This window comes from Undibacterium sp. Ji49W (genome assembly GCF_049340205.1).
Lineage (GTDB): Bacteria > Pseudomonadota > Gammaproteobacteria > Burkholderiales > Burkholderiaceae_D > Undibacterium.
In genome coordinates, this window is sequence record NZ_JBMPOW010000002.1 from 80,849 (window position 1) to 103,347 (window position 22,499).

16 protein-coding genes are annotated in these 22,499 nt (G+C 50.5%); 5 read left to right on the forward strand and 11 right to left on the reverse strand.

The window, feature by feature from the left end:
- Positions 1 to 313: 313 nt before the first annotated feature.
- The 4 genes from ACO0LK_RS02800 to ACO0LK_RS02815 form a co-directional block, all read right to left on the reverse strand.
- The gene (locus ACO0LK_RS02800) at positions 314 to 1,012 is read right to left on the reverse strand and encodes a transposase (protein ID WP_422971957.1); all 699 of its coding nucleotides are present in this window, start codon (positions 1,010 to 1,012) and stop codon (positions 314 to 316) included.
- Between the two features lie 157 nt (positions 1,013 to 1,169).
- On the reverse strand, positions 1,170 to 1,433 hold the full coding sequence (locus ACO0LK_RS02805; RefSeq protein WP_422971959.1) for a hypothetical protein: 264 nt from the start codon (positions 1,431 to 1,433) through the stop codon (positions 1,170 to 1,172).
- 567 nt (positions 1,434 to 2,000) lie between these two features.
- Entirely contained in the window at positions 2,001 to 4,112 is a 2,112-nt protein-coding gene (locus tag ACO0LK_RS02810; RefSeq protein WP_422971961.1) for a TonB-dependent receptor family protein, read from the reverse strand.
- A gap of 68 nt (positions 4,113 to 4,180) precedes the next feature.
- Complete coding sequence (locus ACO0LK_RS02815) at positions 4,181 to 4,888, reverse strand: GntR family transcriptional regulator (protein WP_422971963.1); 708 nt, start codon at positions 4,886 to 4,888, stop codon at positions 4,181 to 4,183.
- 353 nt (positions 4,889 to 5,241) lie between these two features.
- On the opposite strand from ACO0LK_RS02815, the gene ACO0LK_RS02820 reads away from it, so the two are divergent.
- The 3 genes from ACO0LK_RS02820 to ACO0LK_RS02830 all read left to right on the forward strand — a co-directional run bounded on the left by ACO0LK_RS02820 (position 5,242) and on the right by ACO0LK_RS02830 (position 8,991).
- Entirely contained in the window at positions 5,242 to 6,921 is a 1,680-nt protein-coding gene (locus ACO0LK_RS02820) for a GH39 family glycosyl hydrolase (RefSeq protein WP_422971965.1), read from the forward strand.
- Positions 6,922 to 6,952: 31 nt separating this feature from the next.
- Positions 6,953 to 8,338, forward strand: a complete 1,386-nt coding sequence (locus ACO0LK_RS02825) for a PQQ-dependent sugar dehydrogenase (RefSeq protein WP_422971967.1) — start codon at positions 6,953 to 6,955, stop codon at positions 8,336 to 8,338.
- Between the two features lie 293 nt (positions 8,339 to 8,631).
- Complete coding sequence (locus tag ACO0LK_RS02830) at positions 8,632 to 8,991, forward strand: hypothetical protein (protein ID WP_422971969.1); 360 nt, start codon at positions 8,632 to 8,634, stop codon at positions 8,989 to 8,991.
- Positions 8,992 to 9,142: 151 nt separating this feature from the next.
- Here the strand turns inward: ACO0LK_RS02830 and ACO0LK_RS02835 are convergent, their stop codons facing one another.
- From ACO0LK_RS02835 to ACO0LK_RS02855, 5 genes are all read right to left on the reverse strand, one after another.
- Complete coding sequence (locus tag ACO0LK_RS02835) at positions 9,143 to 10,801, reverse strand: glycoside hydrolase 43 family protein (RefSeq protein ID WP_422971971.1); 1,659 nt, start codon at positions 10,799 to 10,801, stop codon at positions 9,143 to 9,145.
- Positions 10,802 to 10,900: 99 nt separating this feature from the next.
- Complete coding sequence (locus tag ACO0LK_RS02840) at positions 10,901 to 13,750, reverse strand: TonB-dependent receptor plug domain-containing protein (RefSeq protein ID WP_422971973.1); 2,850 nt, start codon at positions 13,748 to 13,750, stop codon at positions 10,901 to 10,903.
- A gap of 101 nt (positions 13,751 to 13,851) precedes the next feature.
- A complete protein-coding gene (locus ACO0LK_RS02845; RefSeq protein WP_422971975.1) occupies positions 13,852 to 16,233 on the reverse strand; it encodes a pectinesterase family protein in 2,382 nt (793 codons plus the stop codon).
- Between the two features lie 83 nt (positions 16,234 to 16,316).
- Positions 16,317 to 17,633: a glycoside hydrolase family 28 protein gene (locus ACO0LK_RS02850; protein ID WP_422971977.1), complete on the reverse strand. Its 1,317-nt coding sequence runs from the start codon at positions 17,631 to 17,633 to the stop codon at positions 16,317 to 16,319.
- A gap of 340 nt (positions 17,634 to 17,973) precedes the next feature.
- On the reverse strand, positions 17,974 to 18,315 hold the full coding sequence (locus ACO0LK_RS02855) for an NIPSNAP family protein (protein WP_422971979.1): 342 nt from the start codon (positions 18,313 to 18,315) through the stop codon (positions 17,974 to 17,976).
- A gap of 231 nt (positions 18,316 to 18,546) precedes the next feature.
- Here ACO0LK_RS02855 and budA point away from each other — a divergent pair, with 231 nt between their 5' ends.
- Together budA and ACO0LK_RS02865 are read left to right on the forward strand one after the other, a co-directional pair.
- Positions 18,547 to 19,338 (forward strand): acetolactate decarboxylase, encoded by a 792-nt coding sequence (gene budA / locus ACO0LK_RS02860; RefSeq protein WP_422971981.1) that lies wholly within the window; start codon positions 18,547 to 18,549, stop codon positions 19,336 to 19,338.
- Between the two features lie 325 nt (positions 19,339 to 19,663).
- Positions 19,664 to 19,873: a hypothetical protein gene (locus tag ACO0LK_RS02865; protein ID WP_422971983.1), complete on the forward strand. Its 210-nt coding sequence runs from the start codon at positions 19,664 to 19,666 to the stop codon at positions 19,871 to 19,873.
- Between the two features lie 733 nt (positions 19,874 to 20,606).
- Here ACO0LK_RS02865 and ACO0LK_RS02870 read toward each other — a convergent pair.
- Together ACO0LK_RS02870 and ACO0LK_RS02875 are read right to left on the reverse strand one after the other, a co-directional pair.
- Entirely contained in the window at positions 20,607 to 21,026 is a 420-nt protein-coding gene (locus ACO0LK_RS02870) for a response regulator (protein ID WP_422971985.1), read from the reverse strand.
- 137 nt (positions 21,027 to 21,163) lie between these two features.
- Positions 21,164 to 22,288: a sensor histidine kinase gene (locus ACO0LK_RS02875; RefSeq protein ID WP_422971987.1), complete on the reverse strand. Its 1,125-nt coding sequence runs from the start codon at positions 22,286 to 22,288 to the stop codon at positions 21,164 to 21,166.
- Positions 22,289 to 22,499 lie beyond the last annotated feature (211 nt).

Consider the following 22,499-nt stretch of genomic DNA (forward strand, 5'->3'; position numbering starts at 1 on the left):
ACCTGTTCAGCAGAACCGGGGTCTGCCAAAACCCATCTGCAAGATGGCTTGCAGGCATCAAGGTGGGAAGGCAGGCAGTTCAAACAGTTTTGCGTAAATCCTGAAAAGGGCCAAGGGAGAGAATACTGCGGTGCAAAATATTATTCAACAAGTTTATTTAGGGTCAGTGTCAAAATAAATTAATCAAAAATTCCTATTTATTTAATTAGGGACATAGTAAATTCAGGCGAATTTATAGTCGTTTAGACATTTTTCAGCTTGTTGATTACATGGATTGAGTGATGCCAGCCTGAAGGTTAAGGGATGATGCCGTTCAGGAGTTGGCGGTAGTTTTGCGGGGGCGACCACGCTTGATGGGCTCTACCCGTCTTTCAGTCAGTTTACTCATCTCTATCTTGAAGCGGGATGAACCCAGCATCCAGGCTTTGGACGTTGCCTGGGTAATTTCCATGATTTGTTGACTGGACAAACCATGTTCCATATTTTCGCGGTAGGCAGCTTCACGTTGAAACGGTGTATTGCCTAAAGCCCAATAGGTGCTGTGATCAGTGATCAGCGGGTCAATGTGCAGGCCTATGTGGTGACGATAGCTTGACCAGGTGTAATCCAGCAAATCCGTCACCAGGCCTGCTCGCTGAGGATTGCTTTCTATATAAATACTGCAGGGTATGAAGTAAACGGCAGATTCGATCACTGTGGCGCGATAACGCCCTTGCCACAAGGTGCCGGTACGCTGATATTTGCGATTGAAATAGGGGACATAGTGGCGCCCCAGCCATTGCATCATCTTGCCCAGGCCGGTTTCATCGCCTGGTGTCAGCAATAAATGCAGGTGATCAGGTAACAGCGCATAGGCATGAACGGCGACATCAAACAGGCTAGCCGCCTGCTTCAGCCAATCGAGAAAGGCTGCATAATCTTCCGCATCAATAAAAACCATGGCACCAGCGTTTCCACGCTGGATGACATGATGTTGCTGATGCGGGATAACGAGTCGGGCTAATCTGGCCATGGCAGGGCAAGCAGGGTGCAATCCAAAAAAAGAGACTGGATTGTGCTTGCCCCAAGCGTACTTGTCAAAATATATTGTCCTGATGCAGCATCAGGGCAATTCAACAAATCAGATCACAGCGCTATCTGACTAAGGTCAGAACACCGGGAGACTGCAATCAGGCTGCAATCAACTGTGGTGCTGCAGGGCTTTTCAGACGGAACACTTTCAGTGCACGCTTCGCATCTGGTACGGCGACCACTTCTGGTACACCGGTCATCAATTCGGAAATACGGCTTTTCAGGGCCTTGGCTTGCGTCGCCAGTTTGAAATGCGCTGCACGCTGCGTCTGTACGATACTCCAGCGCGCTACCGGTGCATGGCCGCTGCCATCAAGCAAGGATTTTTCGCGCAGCCAATTCTCAAAAGAACGGGTTGTCATGTCGCTCTCAATCCAGATCAAATGATCTGAAGTCATTTTCTTGCTGTTGTCCGATGGGCGAACCAGTATTTCATAAATCATTTTTCTGACTCCTATAAGTGAAACTTTGCTTAATAGAAGTGGTCAGCAAAGATTCTTTAGTCCAAAAACGATTCGACTTGCAGTTCAGTTGACATGGAAAGTTACAAAACTCAGGATTTTTTTTATATTTTTTATAAAAAAACAATAAAAAAGCCTGTTTTTGCATCAAAAACAGGCTTTTTGGCGTTTTCCCTTAACAATCTGTAACAAATACAAAGTCAACTTATAAGACGGTTTCTCGCTAATGCGTCCAGATAGATATCGGAAAAACAAGCACAATTGCGTCATATTTCTATTGTTCGTTTCATTTGAACAGGCAGCTTGACTGGATTTACCTGACTTCATTCCGATCGCATAATCAAACCAGAATCGTCAGATTACAAATCCAGATATCGCAACAAACACCTCCTGCACGTTGCACAGAACCTGCTATCAATAAATAGGGACAGTATCGCCTACCCCTCCCAAAAACTTTCCGGGATGATTTTAATAAAAAGTCATCTGTGCGCTAACGCCAAGCAACCAGTTGCGCCCCAGGGCAGCTTCGTAAAAGCGTCGGTTGGTGTCACCAACGATCACCGAGCCAACATAGGTCTTATCAGATAAATTATTGATACGTAAAAATTCCTTGAAACGCCAGGTGCCGGCATACTGCCTGGCACCAACGCGAAAATTGGCAATGGCATATGCAGGGGCAGCTGTCTCTTTATTGCTATCTTCCACATATAACTTGCTGCTGGCCAGCAATTCCAGCCCTGCATCAAGGCTGTCGTCCCGGGCGTGCCATGCAAGCTCACCATACCAGTTGGTATTTGGCACGCCTGGCAGTCTGTTGCCTGCTGCAATAGCGCCATAGGTTTCATCATAGATTGCCCGCAAGACTGTGCCGGAGAACCTGGCACTGATGCCATTGCGCCAGGACCAGTCCAGCGCAACTTCCATACCCTGGCGCAAAGTACTGGCGGCATTCCGGTAACTGGTGCGTCCGCCGACGGCAGTGTCAACCACCAGTTCATCCGCGCTGCGCACCTGGAAGATGGCCGCATTCAAACGTGCACCACCAGGCAAGATGGTTTTCATACCGGCTTCTATCTGGGTATTGTGTGCGGCCCGCAAATTGAAATTAAATCCGCTGCCACTACCTGAATAAAATAATTCGTTCAGCGTGGGGCTTTCCATGCCACGCGCCACACTGGCATACAGATTCAGTTCTGGATTCCATTTATACAATACCCCTGCAAATTGCGTGGTTTTCGCATACTTCAGGCTACCGCTATCGTTGCCATTCGCCAGAAAATAATCACGTACCTGGATATCAAGCTGGTTGCGTCGCAAGCCGGCACTGACGCGCCACGGGCCCGTCACCCATTCTGTTTGCAGGTAAGGATCAAGGCTGGTGACGATATCCTGTTCATTACGTCGCAAGTTACCTTTCACCCCATAATGGGCAAGGATAAAATTTTCAAATCCCTGACGCCTGTCACTCGACCTTGCATACTCCAGACCGAGTGTCGTAGCCAACACACCACCGGCCAATTCAGCCGTGTGAAGCCAGTTGGCTTCCGCGCCATAAAAATGCCGGTCAAAATCAACCACCCCACCAGACTGACTGGCATTTGCCTGAAGCGCTTTGGAAAACGCCTGATACTGGTTGACCTGACGGTCGCCATCATACAAGCTGAGCCGCAAGCGACCAGTATCCATCAGTTGTTCATAAGTCAGCCCGAATTGCGCATGATGGATGCTTTTTCGGGTGTTATAACGTTCGGCAAATGAGCGCTTTGGGTTCTGGGTGTCTGAACTATCGATTTCCGCCTGCCGTGGATTATTCAAAAATGTCTGCCATTGCACGCCCAGCGGGTCCTGGGTATCGTCCTGAATCAATCTGTTTGCGACCAGTGTCAGCTTGCTTTTGGCCCATGGCACAAACGCTATCTTGGCAAAATTGGTTTCACGTCTGGCGGCGCTATGCTCGCGGTAGCCACTGGTCTGGAAACGCGAGCTATCCACCACATAGCTGATGCCAGCAGTTTCGCCCTGCGCATTGACGTCGATCTTGCCGACACCTTCACTGCCGCTGACGACACTCACCTCAACGGAAGGATGCCCCTTGCCGTCTTTGGTCAGCAACTGCATCACACCACCAGAATGATTGCCATAGATGGCGGCAAGTGGCCCACGCAAGACCTCGATGCGGCTGGCGACATCCAGATTAAAGGTGGTGGCCTGCCCCTGACCATCGGGCATGGTGGCTGGAATGCCGTCGCTGATCAGCCGCAAGCCACGCACGCCAAAAGCAGAGCGTGCGCCAAAACCACGGGAAGATATTTGCAGGTCTTGCGCATAATTTTGCCGGTTCGATACCACCAGGCCAGGCACAGACATCAGCGCTTCTGACAGATTGACACGCATCTGCGCTTCGCCCAGGCGGGCATCATCCACGACATCAATCGCTGCCGCCAGATCAAAGCTGCTGCGTTCAACCCGGCTGCCACTGATGACTACGATATCCTCAGGTGTACCGGCATAGGCAGTTGCCTGGCTAATAAAACTACAAGGCACCAGCAAGCTCACCCACAGCAATCTCTTTTTACACATGTATCTTCTTTGTTTCAGGTGATCAGGCGCTGCCGGAAAACAGATATGCAGAGAGTAGCACGCCCAGATCAGGCGTCATTCCCCGCCTCACTGGCCTTGCGTTGTGCAAGGTATTCATATTTGCTGGGCAAGATATGATCAACGCAAAGCTGGGCCAGCGTCCAGTTATCACGTCCCTTTAGCAGTTCTATCATCAATGCATGGTGGGCGACTGAAATCTGCAGTTTTTCTGGTACAGCCAGCGAGTTGGTGCGGATTGCATAACTCAAGTTCATGTAATCCTGAATTGAGCGTTCCAGATAGAGGTTGCCACACAGCGAAAATATTTTCGAATGGAATTGATCATTCAATTCATGCACACCGCGCAGGTAAGCATTCTTCACATGCACTAAATACGTTTGATGAATCGCGTTCAATTCATCAATAAATTCTGGCGGTGCCGGAAGCTTGAACATCAGCACGGCCTGACGCTGCAAGAATTCACGCACCTCATAAATCTGGCTTACCTCTTCCTGCGAAAACGAACGTACACGAGCCCCCTTGTTGGGTTCTCGCATGACTATCCCGGTACGCTCAAGCCGATTCAAAGCCTGACGCACACAATGCCGCGTTGCGCCAAAGCGCTGCATCAGGAGATCTTCCACCAGACGCTCGCCAGGCTTTAGACGCAAAAAAAGTATGTCCTCTTCCAATTGCATGACCAACTCAGCTTCACTGATGACGTGCAGGTCGGCATCCGGGTATGAATCAATAGTACTGCGCTGTGTTTGAGGCATGGGTAAAACTCATCAGGATTGGAAACAAAGTGAGCATGACAAAACCAGTCATTAGATAACTATCGATAATACTACTCACAACAAATCAACGACAATCAATGCCCTACTCAAATTTTATATTAAAAAACAATAAGTTAATCACAAATACAAGAATTCAATCAAAAACATGAGAGCAATATTATTGACAATACTTCCCTCAAACACAATACTGGCCCAGACAAACAAGGCCACTATCACTTATAAGAATCCATACCCAGTGGACACAGAGAGACATGGCAAGCACCTTGCGTCGTGCAGCCGAATGCCACTGCGCGCTCATTCATCATCTTTGCCATCTGAAAAATGACCCTATCATGAAAAGTATCATTCTTAGTTGCTGCCTGTTGCTTGCTTTGGGGGCATCTGTCACTGCACACAGTCAGACCCCTGCAGTCGCACTGCAAGTCGATCTGGCCAGGGAAAAAGGTGACATGAAGCCGATATGGGCATGGTTTGGGTATGACGAACCCAACTACACAACAATGAAGGATGGCAAGAAGCTGCTCAGCGAAATCGCCGCGCTCAGCCCGACCCCGGTGTATGTACGCGCCCACAATCTGATGACTTCCGGCGATGGCACTGCCGCGCTGAAATGGGGGTCAACCGATATGTACAAAGAAGACAAAGACGGCAAGCCCATCTATGACTGGACCATCATCGACAAGATTTTTGATACCTATGTCGAACGAAAAATGAAGCCTTTGGCACAAATCGGTTTCATGCCGGAAGCGCTATCCCGGGTACCGCAACCTTATAGACACAATTGGGAACCCGGCAAAAAATACAAAGACATCATGACCGGATGGGCTTACCCACCCAAGGACTACAACAAATGGGCAGAACTGATTTATCAGTGGGTAAGGCACAGCGTGGACCGCTATGGCCAGGCCGAAGTCGAGAGCTGGTATTGGGAATTATGGAATGAACCGGATGGCGCCTATCTAAAAGCCGAAGATACAGAGCGCGAATTTTTCAAGATGTACGACTATGCAGCCGATGCCGTCAAACGCGCCCTGCCAACGGCACGCATGGGTGGCCCGCATACCGCCGGTGTGGGAAAATTCTTTGACAACTTTCTGAAGCATGCGTTGTACGAAACCAATATGGCGACAGGCAAGATTGGCGCACCGCTTGATTTTGTCGCCTTTCACGCCAAGGGTTCACCCAGGCTGATCAATGGCGTGGTACAAATGGGTATCATGGCGCATCTCAGTAAAATTGATCGTGGTTTTTCTATCGTTGCCTCTTATCCCGAGTTGAAGAACATCCCCATCATCATTGGTGAATCTGATCCTGAAGGTTGTGCAGCCTGCGGTATGCAGACCAATCCAGAAAATGCCTATCGCAACGGCACCCTGTATTCCAGCTACACTGCAGCCTCCATTGCACGCGAATACGAGATTGCCGATCGTCGTGGCGTCAACCTGCTGGGTGCCGTCAACTGGTCATTTGAATTTGAAGACCAGCCATGGTTTGCCGGTTTTAGAGACCTGGCCACCAACGGTGTCGATAAACCGGTACTGAATGTATTTCGCATGTTGGGCATGATGTCGGGCAAGCGGGTCGAAGTCAGTGGCGATATTGCCTACACTACCGAAGCCGTCATCAAAACCGGCGTAAGTGCAGAAAGAACCGACATCAATGCACTTGCCACCAAAGACAAAAAAACTGTCAGCATTCTGGTGTGGAATTACCATGACACTGACATCATAGACGCGGGTTCACCAGTAGCATTAACCATCAAGGGCATACCTGCTGATAAACTGACCGTGCACCACTATCGTATTGATGAAGCACACAGCAATTCCTATGCTGCCTGGAAAAAGATGGGCTCGCCACAAAACCCAAACACGGCACAGATTGCAGAACTGGAAAAAGCTGGTCAACTGGCTGAACTCGAAGCACCTGCACACTTACAGGTGCAAGGGCAGCAGGTCACAATACATATGCAGTTACCGCGCCAGGCTGTTTCCCTGGTGAAGTTAAGTTACTAGACTCCATTCACCCCGACACCAACAGAACGCCATGAAAATCATTACTCTGCTCACCACCCTGCTGCTACTGAACACTTCATCTGTTTTTGCAGGAGAAGGCAGCGATCTGTATAAGCAAAGCTGCGCTCAATGTCACGGTGCCAATCGTGAAGGAGGCCTTGGCCCCGCTCTGGTCAAGCGGCCATGGGTAAAGGTCGATGGAAGAAAAGACAGTCTGCAACGCTTCATTAGCGAAGGTTCACCCAACTCCGGCATGCCCGCATGGAAGAATGTCTTGAACCAGAAGCAGATTGCTGCCCTTGCAGAATATCTGTTGCTGTCTGAGCCGGTGGCGCAGGCAGTGACCAAAGAAACGCGGGCAGATCCTTACCCCGAACTCAAGAAATTTCGTCTGCCCGTCGGCTTTTCCATCTCTGTGTACAGCGATCAAGTTGAGAACGCACGCGGCATGGCCGTGACTGCATCCGGTATTGTCTTTGTCGGATCACGTAAAGTGGGAAAAATTTATGCCGTCATCAATAGCGGCAAAGATGGCGTGCCACCGAAAGTCGTCACCGTTGCCAAAGGACTGGATTCCCCTATCGGCCTGACCTTGCTGAATGGTTCACTGTACGTGGCGGAAATGACACGCGTCATTCGCTTTGATGACATCGAAAAAACCTACGAAAAATCGCCGCAACTGCACGTGGTCAAAGATGATTTCCCTAAAGACAAATGGCATGGCGAGAAAATAATCAAGGCTGGCCCGGATGGAAAATTATATATACCCATAGGTGCGCCATGCAATGTCTGCGACAAGGAAGATGCGCCACATTCCAAGATTTATCGTATGAACCCTGATGGCTCAGGCTTTGAAATCTATGCACGCGGCATCAGAAATTCTGTCGGTTTTGCATGGCATCCGGCCAGCAAGGAGATGTGGTTCACCGACAATGGTCGCGATGAAATGGGTGACAATATGCCATCCGATAAATTGAACTACGCCCCCAAAGCCGGCATGCATTTTGGCTTTCCGTATTGCGCTGGCGGTGCCGTTGAAGACCCGGAATTTCACAAAAACAGGCGCTGCGAAGAATTCACAGAACCGGCAGCAAAGCTGGGGCCACATGTTGCCTCACTCGGTCTGGCATTCAACGATGGCACGCAATTTCCTGCGCAATACAGGAATCAGTTATTTATCGCAGAACACGGCTCATGGAACCGTACACAAAAAATCGGCTATCGCGTCGCACTGATCACCTTGTATAACAACAAGGTCGTCAGTGATACCGTGTTCATCGAAGGATTTTTGCAGGATGAAAAAGTGATTGGTCGCCCGGTTGACATTGCCTTCCTGCCAGATGGATCCATGCTCATCTCGGATGACTTTGGTGGGCGTATTTATCGTGTCAGCTATAGCGAGAACACCAAAAAATAGCAGGCGGCCTTGCTACAGGCAAGGCTAAGTATCTATAAAAAAAACGACATCAGGCAATATGCCGGTGTCGTTTTTTTTGTTCTTTCGTTTTACAAAATTTATACAAGTATACGTGCGTAACGTACAAACCATGCTTTTGGTTGACAGCCTGATCTGCGTTTAGATCAACAACACTAACAGGCTGAAACTGTCTTTTTTTCGTCAACGCGGTTGTCATTGACCGCGTTCTTGGCTTACGTAGCTTAACTACGCAAAACAAAGCAAGCAAACCCAAACAGGAATAGGAAAACATCATGAACAAAATCATCACCGCTTTCATCGCCGCCACTGTTGTTATGGGTAGCGCATTTGCACAGACTCCTGCAGCATCCGCCACAGCAGCCAGCACGCCAGTGAAAGCCGCATCAGCATCTGCTGCAGCCAGCGTAGCGAAATCCGCTCCTGCTGCCAAAGCCAGCTCTGCATCTGCTTCTGTCGCTGCCACAACTGAAGCCAAATCTGCGGTAACAGAAAAAGCAACGAAACACGCAAAACACACGAAGCAGGAGAAACAGGCCAAACAGCCCAAGCAAGTTAAGCAGACAACAAAGGACATGAAAGCGGACGATGCCAAGGTAGCACCAACTGCATCAGCACCAGCAGCATCGAAGTAATCCGCTAGGAATGGCGGCCTCATCAAGAGGTCGCCGCTTAAAGAACAACGCCCAATGTATATTGGGCGTTGTTTTTTGTGTTGCACCTGTATGTAACTTACCCTGCCCAATCGCAATTCAGGCGCAATGCACCTTGATCAATTGAAATCCATCACTTCGCGGTAACACGGAAATAATCGACATCCATGCTGGAACGTGGCGTCGTCATTTTTTCGCCAATACTGAACAGGCCAATCTGGGCTCCCACCCAACGTCCCTTGCCAACCTTGAAGGCTTGAGCAATTTTCTGGAAATTCACGTTATCTGTACTATACGAAAAACTTGCAAGGGCACCATCAGCCATATTCAGGCGTAAATATAATGACGATGGGGCAGACGGCAAGATCACTTGTGGTGCTTCCGTGCAGCGATCACCAGACCCGGTGCAGGTCACATAGACCAGTTGTGTCACGCCCGCTGTTTTCTGTAAGCCCAGCCAGGCATATTGCATGGCATTCAGAATCAAACCGGCCCGGTCACCATCTGCCGCATTGTTTAACTGCACATGTGTATTGACTGTAAATTCTGGCGCGGGCAATTTTTGCGTCAGCACCGACGGCGCACGCCGTACGTTATTGATCACTTCGGGTTCAATTTGCGTGTACAGGCGCAATACGCCAGGGCGTTCAGTCAATGAATACCATTGCGTGTTGAAGTTGGCATTCCATTCCCATTGAAGACCCAGCCTGCTTCCATTGAATTCATCCGATGTCGGTGGCACCTTAATTACAGCACCCTGCACCGGCTTTGCATAAGTCAGCACTGGTTGCCCGGTGCCAGGTTTCGGACCATCTTCACCGATAAGAGGCCAGTCATCTACCCAGCGCATGGGCTGCAGGTGCATGACACGGCCATAGGCTTCCTTGTCCTGGAAATGCAGGAACCAGTCCCTGCCATCCTGCGCCCGCACCCAGGCACCCTGATGCGGACCATTGATGGGACTATTGCCCTGATCCATGACGGTGCGGACTTCATATGGCCCATTGATACTGCGTGAGCGGAATACTGCTTGCCAGCCCTGCTCAACCCCGCCTGCCGGCGCAAACACATAGTAATAGCCATTGGCCTTGTAAAACTTCGGGCCTTCCAGCGTACGGTAGTCAGGTATTTTATTGCCATCGATAATAGTCTGGCCCGCACTGTCCAGCAAACGGCTGCCATCCGGAGCCATGGTGCGCAAGGTCAAGAGATTATTGATACCGGCCCGGCTTTTTGCCCAGCCATGCAACAGATAAGCCTTGCCATCTTCATCCCACAGCGGAGTGGGGTCGATGATGCCTTTACCCGGCAGCAAAAGCTTGGGCGTGCTCCACGGTCCGGCAAAATCTTTTGCCGTGATAACGAAAATACCCAGATCGGGATCCGGATAAAATATCCAGAATTGATTGTCGTGATAACGCAGGCACGGTGCCCAGACGCCTTCGCCGTGGCGTGGCACCGCGAAACGTTCCGCTGGTACCAGTTGTGGCAGGGCATGGCCTACCAGTTCCCAGTTCACCAGATCCCGAGATTGCAGTAAAGGCAAACCCGGCGCACTGTTAAAACTCGAAGACGTCATGAAATAGGTGTCACCTACACGTATCGCATCCGGGTCAGAATAATCGGCATGCAGCACAGGGTTTTTATAGCGCCCATCACCCAGGTCGGCTACCCACGGCTCTTTTGTCGCATCGCCTTGGGTGCTTGGATTATGCTGACAGGCAGCGATGCCAAACCCAATAAGTAAGGTTGACGTGATACGGCACAAGGTGGAAAACGTGTAATTGGACATGCTGGTAACGATCATTTTAATATTCTCGCGAAGAGCTACAGCAACAGCTTCAGCGGCAGCTCTTCGGCTTGTTAAGTAAAAATAATGCTCAAAGCAAAATCAGAATGCGTACTCTGCCTTGACAGTATAAGCACGACCTATGGGTTTGGCGACGTTTTGCGCAAACACCACGCGTGAACTCAAACGCTGATTCGACAAAGGCGGGTCCACATTCAACAGATTGTTGATGCCAAAGTTCAACCTGAATTTATCTGAAAATCTATAGTTGGCACTCAGGTTATAGATGATGTATGAATCAATCACGTTGTAATACGGCTGCCCGATTTTTTGTGTAGCCAGTGCATTGGTGTCTTCATAACTGGACGTATACGATTGCGACAACTGCGTCGCGAATTTGCCCATATTCCAGGACAAACGCAAATTATGACGCCAGCGGTAAATATACGTATTGGCTGAAGTAGAACCCGTCGCCAGTGCACCTGGCCTGCCTACGCTATCCACCCAGGCCCCGCCGACATCGTTTTGTCCTTCATATTTGTTGACGTAAGTGCCATCCATGCTCACACCAAACTTACCCCATCTGGAAGTTGGGAAGAGATAACGGAAATTGACATCAACACCACGCGTGTGTACCCCGCCCATGTTCAGACGCGTCACCACGATGTAGTTCAGCGTGCCATCCGGGTTGCGCACAAACAGGTTGGCATATTTGTTGACATCAGAAAAAATCGTCTCTTCCGTAATCTGGGCGATGGTTCCCTTCATGCGGATATCCCATATATCGAAGGACAGCATCATGTTCTGCACAGGTTCAAGCACGATACCTGCCGTCAGCGTGCGTGATTTTTCTGGTTGCAGATCAGGATTTGCACCCGTCAATATGGTCTGCTGGGTATTACATACGCGTGCCGGATCAAGATTCAGGCTGGCATATTTGGGATCGGTCGTCAGCGTCCCGGTATTTGGCAGTGACGGAGTGGTACTTGGACAAAGCAAAGGGTCATCCCAGCGATTGGTAGACGGTGTCTTGGTCCGTGGTGTGCCATACAGTTCAGGCAAGGTCGGGGCACGGAAGCCGGTGCTGGCCGTACCACGCAGCATGACAGACTTGTGCGGTTCCCAGCGTATGCTGGCCTTGGGGTTCACTGTAGAACCAAAATCACTGAAACGGTCAGCACGGGCAGCGAAGGTCAGATCAAGCTCTTTGGTCAGCGGAGCGTCCAGTTCCACATACAGGCCCGCAATGGTGCGGGCACCACTTGGATTGGCACCGGGCGTACCGGACACCTTGTAGACGACTTCATTGGTAAGAAGGCTCGTGGAGTCGGTATAGGTTTCCCTGTGCAAATCACCACCCACTGCCACCGACAGCGACCCGCCGGACAATTCTGTCAGTGAGCGCGACAGATTGAAATCAGGGCCAAAGTATTTCACGCTGGCGGTGCGATAGGTAATGTCATCCACCTTGATGCTGTTGAGGTAGGCCTGCCCCGTCGCATCCTGTGCACCGAAGGGATTCAGGATACCGTTTGCCACACCGTCATACAGCTTCGGTGTGCTGACAAAACCACTCTTCCAGCCCACCCGGCGCTTGCTCATCGCGGCATTGAAGCCTACACGGTAATCCCAGCCCATGAATTCGCCCTCATCAGCGATGACCAGGCGATTGGTATTTTGACGGTCATCCGTAGCGGCTGGGCCAAGCTCATCCAGGCTCCAGGTCAATGCCAGGTCCTGCCCGGTCACCCCGGCAACTGCCGGCACGCCGCCGCTGCCGCCTGGGTACCATTTACTGCTCTTGGTAATAAACAGCGGTTTGCGTACCCCGGGGTTGAACTTGTCATAATCCGTTTGCGCACCAAATACCTGCGGCGGATTAAGTGCATCGATATAGGATTCGCTAGCAAGCACTTCCACCGTCAGCAATTTGTTGTCGCCGTGGCGCAAAGATCCTTTGCTAAACAAGGTAGTCTGCCGGTTCTCGGGCAAGAGTTGTGGATAAAGAGTAGGGTCGAGAATACAGGTCTTGATGCCAGAACCAGTAGCCTTGATCGAAGGAAGACTGTATTGCGCGCCATACGTACTGGAGCAACCGGTGGCCCAATACGGGTTTCCGGTAGTGCTGGTCGCCTTGCCATTGGTGTACACCGTAAAGTTGGCAGGGGCAGACGAAGAGCCTGAGGTATTGGTGCTGAATACACTTCCCCCCAGGCGGGCGATGGCATCCGGATCGGTGATATTCGGTCTGTCCTTTTGCAACAGGGACGAGCGCGTCTGCGTATCAAACGCTGCATACACGTTCCAGCCATCCTTGTTCAAATCACCCTTGCCACCAGCGATAGAAAAACGACGCTGGTCACCGCCACCTGCACGTTCTGGTGCCACCACACTGGCAGCCAGCCTGATGTCGGTCAGCGTACGCCGGGTGATGAAATTGACGACCCCGGCGATGGCGTCGGTACCGTAAATTGACGACGCACCGTCACGCAAGACCTCAACGCGCTCTATCGCACTCATGGGCACGACGTCAACGTTAATCGAACTGTCGCCGATGGCTTCATTCGGCAAACGACGGCCGTTCAGCAAGACCAGGGTGCGGTTGGTGTTCAGGCCGCGCATATTGATCATGGTGCCGCCACCGCCACCGCCAACTGGTTCATTGGTGGCGCCCATGACAAAGGACGTGGCTACTTCGGACATGGTTGTCAGCCCCTGTGCTTCCAGCTCTTCGGCCTTGTAGGTAGTCAGCGGCAAGGCGTTTTCCGTAGCCAGCCGCTTGATCGAGGAACCAGTGATTTCTATCTTGGTTACTGGCGCTGAAGTTGGGGTTGAGGTTGCCGGGCCTTGCTGAACCTGCTGAGCCTGGGCCTGGCTCATCAAGGTCAGCACGGCCAGGGTGACCGTGCTGAGTGCCAGGCCTGGGGCTGTGGCGCGCCTGATTTTGTTCATTGTCTATCTCCTTGTTTTATCGTTTTTTATATGTACTTTATTTGTACTTCATGCTTACTTCATTTGAACTTCATGCTTACTTCATGTTTCCTGCTACAGCCTTACTTACTATCCGATGGCGATGGGTTCCAGCCTTTGCCGTTATCGAAACCTGCGAAAACCAGGCGGCGACTGGCGAAGCGTGTCGCCACCTGTTTTTCAGTCAATGTGTGCCCCGGCAAACGCTGCGATACATCCAGCGGTTTGCCGTTGATATCCATGCTGCCGTATTCACCCCAGCCAGCACCGGGCTGCGTCTGTGCGGATTCCGGGCGCGGCGTCAGCCAGCCTGCGGGGGCTATATGTTTGTCCATCATGCAGTGGATGAAACTGACGCTGTCCCAGGTAGTTGGTGGCCCCTGGCGTGCCAGATATGTCGTGCCGGGCAAGACATCGTTTTGTCCGGGACCATTGCCATGCGTCAGGCGACTGTTCAGAAAAACAAAGCCGGCTTCACTGGCGGCAACCGTGCGTGCCTGCACCACATAGCCACCGCCCTTGCCGGGATTGGCACTGTCACCGACAGAACGGATTTCACTTTCTTCAAACAAGGCAGCCCTGTTGGCACCCCAGATAAAATCGACGTTACCAGCGATCAGTGAACGGTAAAACCACGAGTAACCCTTCACCTGTATCGTGTCTTGTTCGCTGAAAAAGCTGGCATGCTGCGCGACCAGCCGGCCGCGGTCACTGCTGAACACCAGGGTTTCTGCCTGAGCGCCCACACTTTTGGCACGCACTGCTGTATTGACAAGCGTGAGCGTATCCAGCGTCAACAGGTCGGCATCTTCAATCAGAAATACCGAACGACCACCAGTAACCGATGGCGTCAATGGGCCCTGACTGACACCGGTTCCGGGATTATTACCGTCGTCGTTGTAAGCTTGCAGAATGACGCCATCCCGGCTTTCACCATGCAGGGTGATATTGTCCTTGCCCCGCAAATACAGTAACTGCTCATACCGACCATTGGCGATGCGTATGGACACCGGTTCCGCACGCGACAGATAGCGCATTGCATGATTCAAGGCCCCCTGCACGGTACGGAAATCAGCCGGGCCATCATCATCAACCGTCAGACTGGTGCCAGATGGCGCCAGCTTACGCGTGCTGAAACCCCAGCCGGCAGCTTGCCCCAGCCCGGTAAATGCCTGCCCCGCCAGGCTGGCGTTGACGAAAACACCGGCGTCAATGGCGATGTAATACGCCGTGCCATACGCCAGGCGCGCACTGTGCGGCTGAATAGTCACAGTCTTGCCGTCTACCCGGATAGGCCGGAAGCGCACCACGCGTTTGAGGTCCTGCCCTTCATAACCAATTTCATCAATATCTTCACCGACGCGAATGATATCGACCAGGGCATTGTCTGAGGCGCGATAAATCCGCACCGATCCGCCCGTCCCGAGGGTTGGTGCCTGATCAAATTCCATCTGCAAATGGGTATCCACTGGCACGTCATCAGCATGCGACGCCGGCCTGACTTTGCCTTGCAGTGCATACTGTTGTGATGATGGGGTAAAAGCCGGATCAACCCGCACCGCGACATACGTGGCCACGTTGACATCTGCCTTGCTGCTGACTGCGATGGTTGCCAGACCAGGGCGCTTAGCCGCAAGTACCAGCTTTCCATCTTCAATAACAACGCCTGCAATGCTGGTGTCGCTGGACAGGGCATTGAGGGCAAGGCTGAGCTTGTCCTTGCCAGAGAAGGCAAGCACGGGAAAATGTTGGCTTGCATCGCCGACCTGCAAGCTGACACGATCCATCCTATGCGCCAGTGCAAGACGCACGGGCTTGCTGGCAGCAGCGCCGATGCGTACATCATCAAACTCGACACTCTGGTCTTTGGCCAATAAGCCTATCCGTTTCTCAAACGGTGAAGAATCCGTGGCGCTGACCAGCATTTCCCCATTCAGGTACAGCACCAGCGCGTCACCGGCAACGTCCAGCCTGACGGTGTAAAAGCTGCCATTGGGGCCAGCATCTTTTCCAGACTGTTTTAGTTTGAGTAGTTTGCCGTTCTGCATTTTAACCAGGTCAATGGCTAGCCTTTGTCTGTCGAGATTGATACTGAGGCTGGCACCCAACCAGTTATTATCATCCTGGTAGCGGGCGATCAGATAAGCCTGCCCGCCAGTCGAAGAGGGGACTGCATTGCTGACTGGACGCATGCGTGCCTCGACAAAGTAGGCATCTTTTGCTTGTGCAACAGGTTCGGATGCCAGCAAGGGTGCACCCTGACCATTGAGCACCAGCACATGATTGCCTGATCCATCCTGGCTTTGCACCGTTGCGCCAGATGCGCCAAGGTCTTTGCTTGGCCACCGCTCTGTTCCATGCTCAAAATCGTCGCACCATGTAGCATTGCCCGGACAAGTGACGGCGCATGCAGGTAAGGACAATATGGCCGCCAGCAAGGCAAGCAGTAAATGTCTTGTGTTCATTGATATGTGTAGTGAAATTTTCTGAAAGAAGCCCCAACCCACAACCCACAGCAGTCATTAAACTGGTAGCTGAAGCTCTTGCATCATGATTGTGGAAACGGTACGAAGCGTTCAGTGCAATTGACCGCCTGCGCGTCCGGGGCATTCAGTTGCCCCGTCAGTTTGGCAAATTCAAGTTTGATCACCGGATTGCCATCCACCACCACATCCTTCAGTGCCAGGTGCAGCGGACGTTGTTCGTCATAGCCTTGCAAGATCACTTGCCCCGGAGTCAGGCTGTGCACACGCTCCATGCGGATGTCGGTATAGGAAGGAATCAGATCTCCCGCCGGGCCGGGTTCGTATTGCGTGTTGATGTACAGCGGCCAGCGTATATCGCGCAGGCACACGTCGCGATATACAACACCAGAAACGATGCCACCGCGCCTGTCATTGCTCTTGATGCGCAAGCCTGACGTGGTTCCATCCATCACCAGGTCTTCGACCAGTACATTGCGTACGCCACCATTGGTTTCACTGCCTATCGACATGCCATGGCCGCTATAGAAATGGTTATGCAGGATGGATATGTTTTCGCTAGGTCCATTGCTGCCAGCCTTGATGGCGACATTGTCGTCACCCGTACGGATGTGACTGTACGCAATCGTCACATTGCGCGATGCACCCGGGTCTATACCGTCGGTATTGCGTGCATCATGCGGTGTATCGATGCGGATACCCCAGGCAGTAAAGCCATCGACACGGTTCATCGCCACGTGGAAATTGGGTGAATTGCGCAAAGTAATGCGGTGCATGGTGAAATCCTGCACCTTGTCCAGTTGGATAAGACGTGGCACATTCTGGCGCTGCTTTTCTTTTTGCGCACGACGTGCAATTTGCCACCAGCTTTCGTTTTTACCTTCGATCAGTTGGCCGCCCTGGCCATCGATCACACCTTCACCCATGATGCCTGCACCCCACACGCCTTCGACGGCAATGAATGGCTGGCAGCCTTTGCCTGCGGCATCGTTGCTGCCACAGGTTTTTGCGCCACGATCAAAAAGTAAAGGATTGGTGCTGGCATACAAGGTCACGCCTGCATCTACGACCAGGGTGACGCCGCTGCGAAACTTCAGAGGGCCGGAAGTAAATGCCGTATTGCCATTGTTGGCCGCCAAATGTACGGCTTTACCGGGCAAACAGTTATCCATGGCTGTCTGGATGCGCGGTGCATCGTTGCGATTGGGTGTTGATGGCTCTGCCAGCAAGACTGTACATGTCGCCGGCATCACAGGCTCGCGCACGTTGCGCGTATCCTGTGCCTGTGCGACATGAACCAGTGAGGCAAGCGCAGTCAGGCCAAGCAAACCCTGCCATTTAAGGATATGTCGACGAATTTGAATGGAAGTAAAACAGTGCATTGTCAGTCTCCAGTTATAACTAACGCGCATGCCTGCGGCATGACGTTTAACTGGAGCACCTCGCGTACTCCGCGCCGTTAAAACGAGGACCATCGCAAAACGATGGCCGAGGTTGCACGGTAGACTATATTTTATAGTATTACAAATTACTTTTGCATGATCAGCACCATGTCTGATACAAGTTCAAAAGCAAGTACAAAAGGGTATCAGATGACAATGCATCAGACCATTGCTTTGGGTGCAGCTAGGAAGAATCGTTATTCGATTTGGTGGTTTTCACAATTCCTGGATGTGACAAAGTTGCAGATTTGACGCAAAGCAGGTTCATTGCCCGATACACTCAGGCTTGATTCAATTCCCGCAAGCTTTCAATTGCTTCGGCAGATACCCAGATCAGCGTGTTCATATAACTATCTATACGGTCCACCAACTCTTTTCTGGGTCCGTCTTTCCAATCGCTGGAACCATAAAAAGCATTCTGTTCCTGCTCCAGTGCCTCACGACTTTCATACGAACGTATCAAGTAATAAGTGGCTTCTTCATGATCTGAATGCCCGTAAGCAACGACATCCATATTCCGGCTCTTTAGCATGGGTACGGCCAGGCCATGTACCGCCTGGTGGAACGCCTCAGCCATGCCGGGCTTCAGGCGATAAGTGCGTATTTCAATTAATCGTTTCATCATGTTCACCGGTGCGTGGGAATACAAGCTACTCAATTGTTGCGCAAATATCAGACTAACTCAGACTATCTTCTCTTCGCATAGTTCACCAATTTTATGCCGCGCCTTCCGTCTGGTTTCGCTACGCAACACAATTGCTTATTTAACTACAAAACAAGGGCATCCTGAGTTAATATGGCGCACGTCTTTTCTGTCCATCTGCCACCGCAACATTACCGCCCAATAAAAATCATGAAAAATCTGAGCCTGGCATCCCTGCTTTTCTTCGCTACAACAGTCACAACACTAAGCCACGCGCAAACACCGCCGCCAGCCAAGGCCTTTCACTACTCCACCATAGACGCATTGCTGGCAGGCGCCTATGAAGGTGAATTGACCGTCGATGAGCTTAAACTGAAGGGTGATTTTGGTATCGGCACTTTCAACCGGGTCGATGGAGAGATGATTGTTCTGGATGGCGAAGTATTCCAGTTCAAAGCCGACGGTTCCGTCGTCAAAGCCAGCGGCACCCAGTTGACACCTTTTGCCGTCGTCACCAGATTCAACACGGACTTTCGCTATGACATCAGCAAAGAAACCAGCATGAAAGAGCTGGAAGACATGCTGGATCAGCGCCTGGACAATAAAAATCTTTTCTATGCGATCCGGGTAGAGGGTGATTTCAAACAACTGACCACGCGCGCTATTGCGCCACAAGACAAACCCTACAAACCACTGGCCGAAGTCACCAAGACACAAACCCTGTTCAACTATACCAATACCAAAGGTGTACTGGTCGGCTTTCGCAGTCCTGGTTTTGCCAAGGGCTTTAATGTACCGGGCTATCACTGGCACTATCTGTCCAACGATCACAAAGCCGGCGGCCATGTACTGGCACTCAGCCTTAGCCATGGCGCGATCAAAGTCGGTGCGGTATCCGATATCGAAATCAAACTGCCAACCAACGATCAGTTTGCCACGACCAATCAAACGCTCGATCGTTCTAAAGAGTTGAAGGCGGTTGAGGGCTTGCGAAAAGATTAAAGATCATTGCCAGCCTCCAGTAACTACCGACATACATGCAAGCGGTATGTCGCTAACTGGAGAAAATCAGCCACTCAACATCGCTAAAACGAGGGTCATTGCCATGCAACGCGCCCCCGGGGTTTATATATATTGAATAGTGTTGCAACAGATCATATCGCCATCAAAACGGTATCTGCTTCATCTTCTGACATGGATGCTGCGCACTCTCCTACGCTGGTCCTACTCCCTCTAAAAAGTAATACAACTACCATGGCTTTACTGATTGCAAACGATCAGTGACATGCCACCGCGGCATTTAGCGGAAAACTTTAAGGAGTTAAGTATGACCTCTCAAGCGAACAATAACCAGTCTCAAAAATCAAGCAATTCACAAGGTGGCACGCATGAGCAACACATGAAAGCCGGTCAGCAAAGCCACAAAAATGATACCCAGGGCGCCAGCCAGGGTTCAAAATCTGCCGGCGGCAATAACAGTGCTGGCAACTCACAACGTAACGATTCCAAATCCAGTTCGAACTCAAAAAATCGTTAACTCCTTGCTGCTATTCAATTAAATAGCAGCAACTACGTAATTGCTGACTAATTGGTACAGTCGCATAATGAAAGGACAGGCTGGGAAATTTGAAACTGATACATATCTGCGTGGTGTGCATCATGATGCCTCGCTATTCCCAAGCCTGTTAGTGGCACCATAGACTTATCACAACGGATGACTACGCTTCCAGTTTCTACTTGCATTTTCTTGTATTGTGACACGATCTTTGATAACGATATTTTGTGATTATCGTGTTCAGTGACACTCATTTCTCAGAATATGAAAACGTATGACACAAAGCTGTACAACAAAGCTGTACAACAAAGCTGTACAACAACGTTTTACATTAATACCAAATGTAAATCAGATCAATACATGACATCTATAACTCCACCAAACACGATGCTACAGTGCTCACAATAAAGAATAAAATGAAGTTCAGATTCAATAGGTCAAGCTTTCTCAAAGTGGTGAATCCCGGGAATACCCTGAGTTGCCCATTCCAATACCATCAATATGGAATAAGCCTTAACCGGCTCGCAATATTGCGCCTGCGTATTAAAATTACGCATTGAAGAGCGCAAGGTAACTCATAAAATAAAAGAGCAAATTTCGTTTCCCCTTTTGAAGATTCCATTGCCTGCAAATTACTACCGTCTATAAAGTGGTCAAAGAGCGTTAAGAAATTGAATTTCTTGTCGCCCCATAACATATACTTTCCGTATCCCGGCTACGCTGAAAATCCATCAAGTAGTTGCAGAATCTGGCTCAATTCATATGGCTTGGTCAGCACATGGCAGGGGAAATTGACATATGTATGAATATGGGGACTATGACCGGATGAAAAAACAATATGCATATCCGGCGCATTCAGCATGGCTTGCTTTGCCAGGGCGACGCCCGACATTTTGGGTAAATTGATATCCGTCAGCAATACGTCAAAACGCTGTTGCTGTAGTAATTCCAAAGCGCTTTCCCCACTTGAAGAAGGGACGGGCATATGCCCTATCATGTCGAGCATTTCACATAACATCTCCAGCAAATCCTGATTATCTTCAACAACCAGAATACGCAAACCTGATCCAGGCTGACTACTAGAATCATTGGCGAAAGAGGTTTCGTGTCCGTTATCAGAATTAGGATTTACCATTGTTACCTATCTTGGTTGAAAACAGCCTTGCCTGCAAGCTGCACGCAGGATGATCTGCATTCAACTCATTTATCTTGATCGAAGGTTTTTTCATTATTTCAATAAGTTAAAAGAGGAAGCGCTATTCAATCTTTCACTCATTGGCGAGGTAAATCGATAGTGAACACGCAACCTTGGCCTAACTGGCTTTCCACCGTCAGTAAGCCGTCGTTCGCTTCTACACTGCGTCGTGCAATGGAGAGCCCAAGCCCCAGGCCGCTTTTGTTGGAACCACTCTGAGTGAATGGCTGAAATATATCGCGGGCAGCATCCTTGCCCAGCCCTGGCCCGCTATCTTTGACATTGATGCGTATGCGGTCAACTGTAGCGTCAACGCCAAGCGTGACAACACCATCTTTTCCACTAAACTTGAAAGCGTTCTGTAGTAAATTTCCCAACGCGGAGAACAACAAATCCTTGTCTGCATCGACCATCAGTATGGAAGGAGTTTGCTCAACATTGAAATTACACTTGTGCAGCTCAGCTTCGAGCGAATAGGAACATTGCACTTCTGCAATAAAATTGGCAAGATTGAAGACCGCACGGTGCAACATCATGCCAGGCCCTATACGAACTTCAGCCAGAGACCGGTCAATCAATCCTCGAAGGCCCACCATGCTACGATCCAGTACACCGCCAGTAGGACCCGTCAGGCCAACATTGCCCGACTTGATGGCCGCTAGCGCGAGCATTGCCGTGTGCAAGTAATTGCGAAGCTCATGGGCGAAAAAACCTAAACGCTGGTTTGCTTCCAAAGCCTGTTCATCGGCGATCACCAAATCGCGGTGCTCACTAAACGCCGTCACAGCGTCTGCGATACCGTTGTCAAGACAACGATTGAGCGTACGGAACTCAATGACATCGAATTTCTCGTTAAGGTCTATTGATAGATCAGATACGGCCTGACAAAGATCGCCATAATTATGAACTACTTCATTGATCGAGTAGCCTAGCGTCAGAAGATCTGCTCCATGAATTGCAGCGCTCACGCCTAATTCTGCGTAGCGACGAGGATCACCTAATGCTGAGCCAGATACAGCAAGTGCTTCAACCATATTCCCCCGGCTTTCCGCCTTTAATGTGCGGATCAGTTGATCCAGGAACATAGGAATACCTTGTTCCAATTGTTGCTTGTTCGGAGATCTGCCAGATCGTGCTAAGACTTTTTCGCGACATCTACGCTCAAGCTCCGCTCGATGGGCGATCAAAAATTCGTGCATCATGTAGATCTCCCAGGTATCCCAAACCTGCGAATTACAGGTCTACGGCGAGAAGTGCCGGTATGGGGATTTACGTCAAGGAAGCGAAACGTATAAAAGGATGATGGAGTCTTGCCCTCAATAAATCTGTGCGCCAGAGCACATTCACATCAAAAATTCGAGGAAATACAGGGAATACCCTGTCTTTGGGTATCTCTGGATAACTAGAGCCTGG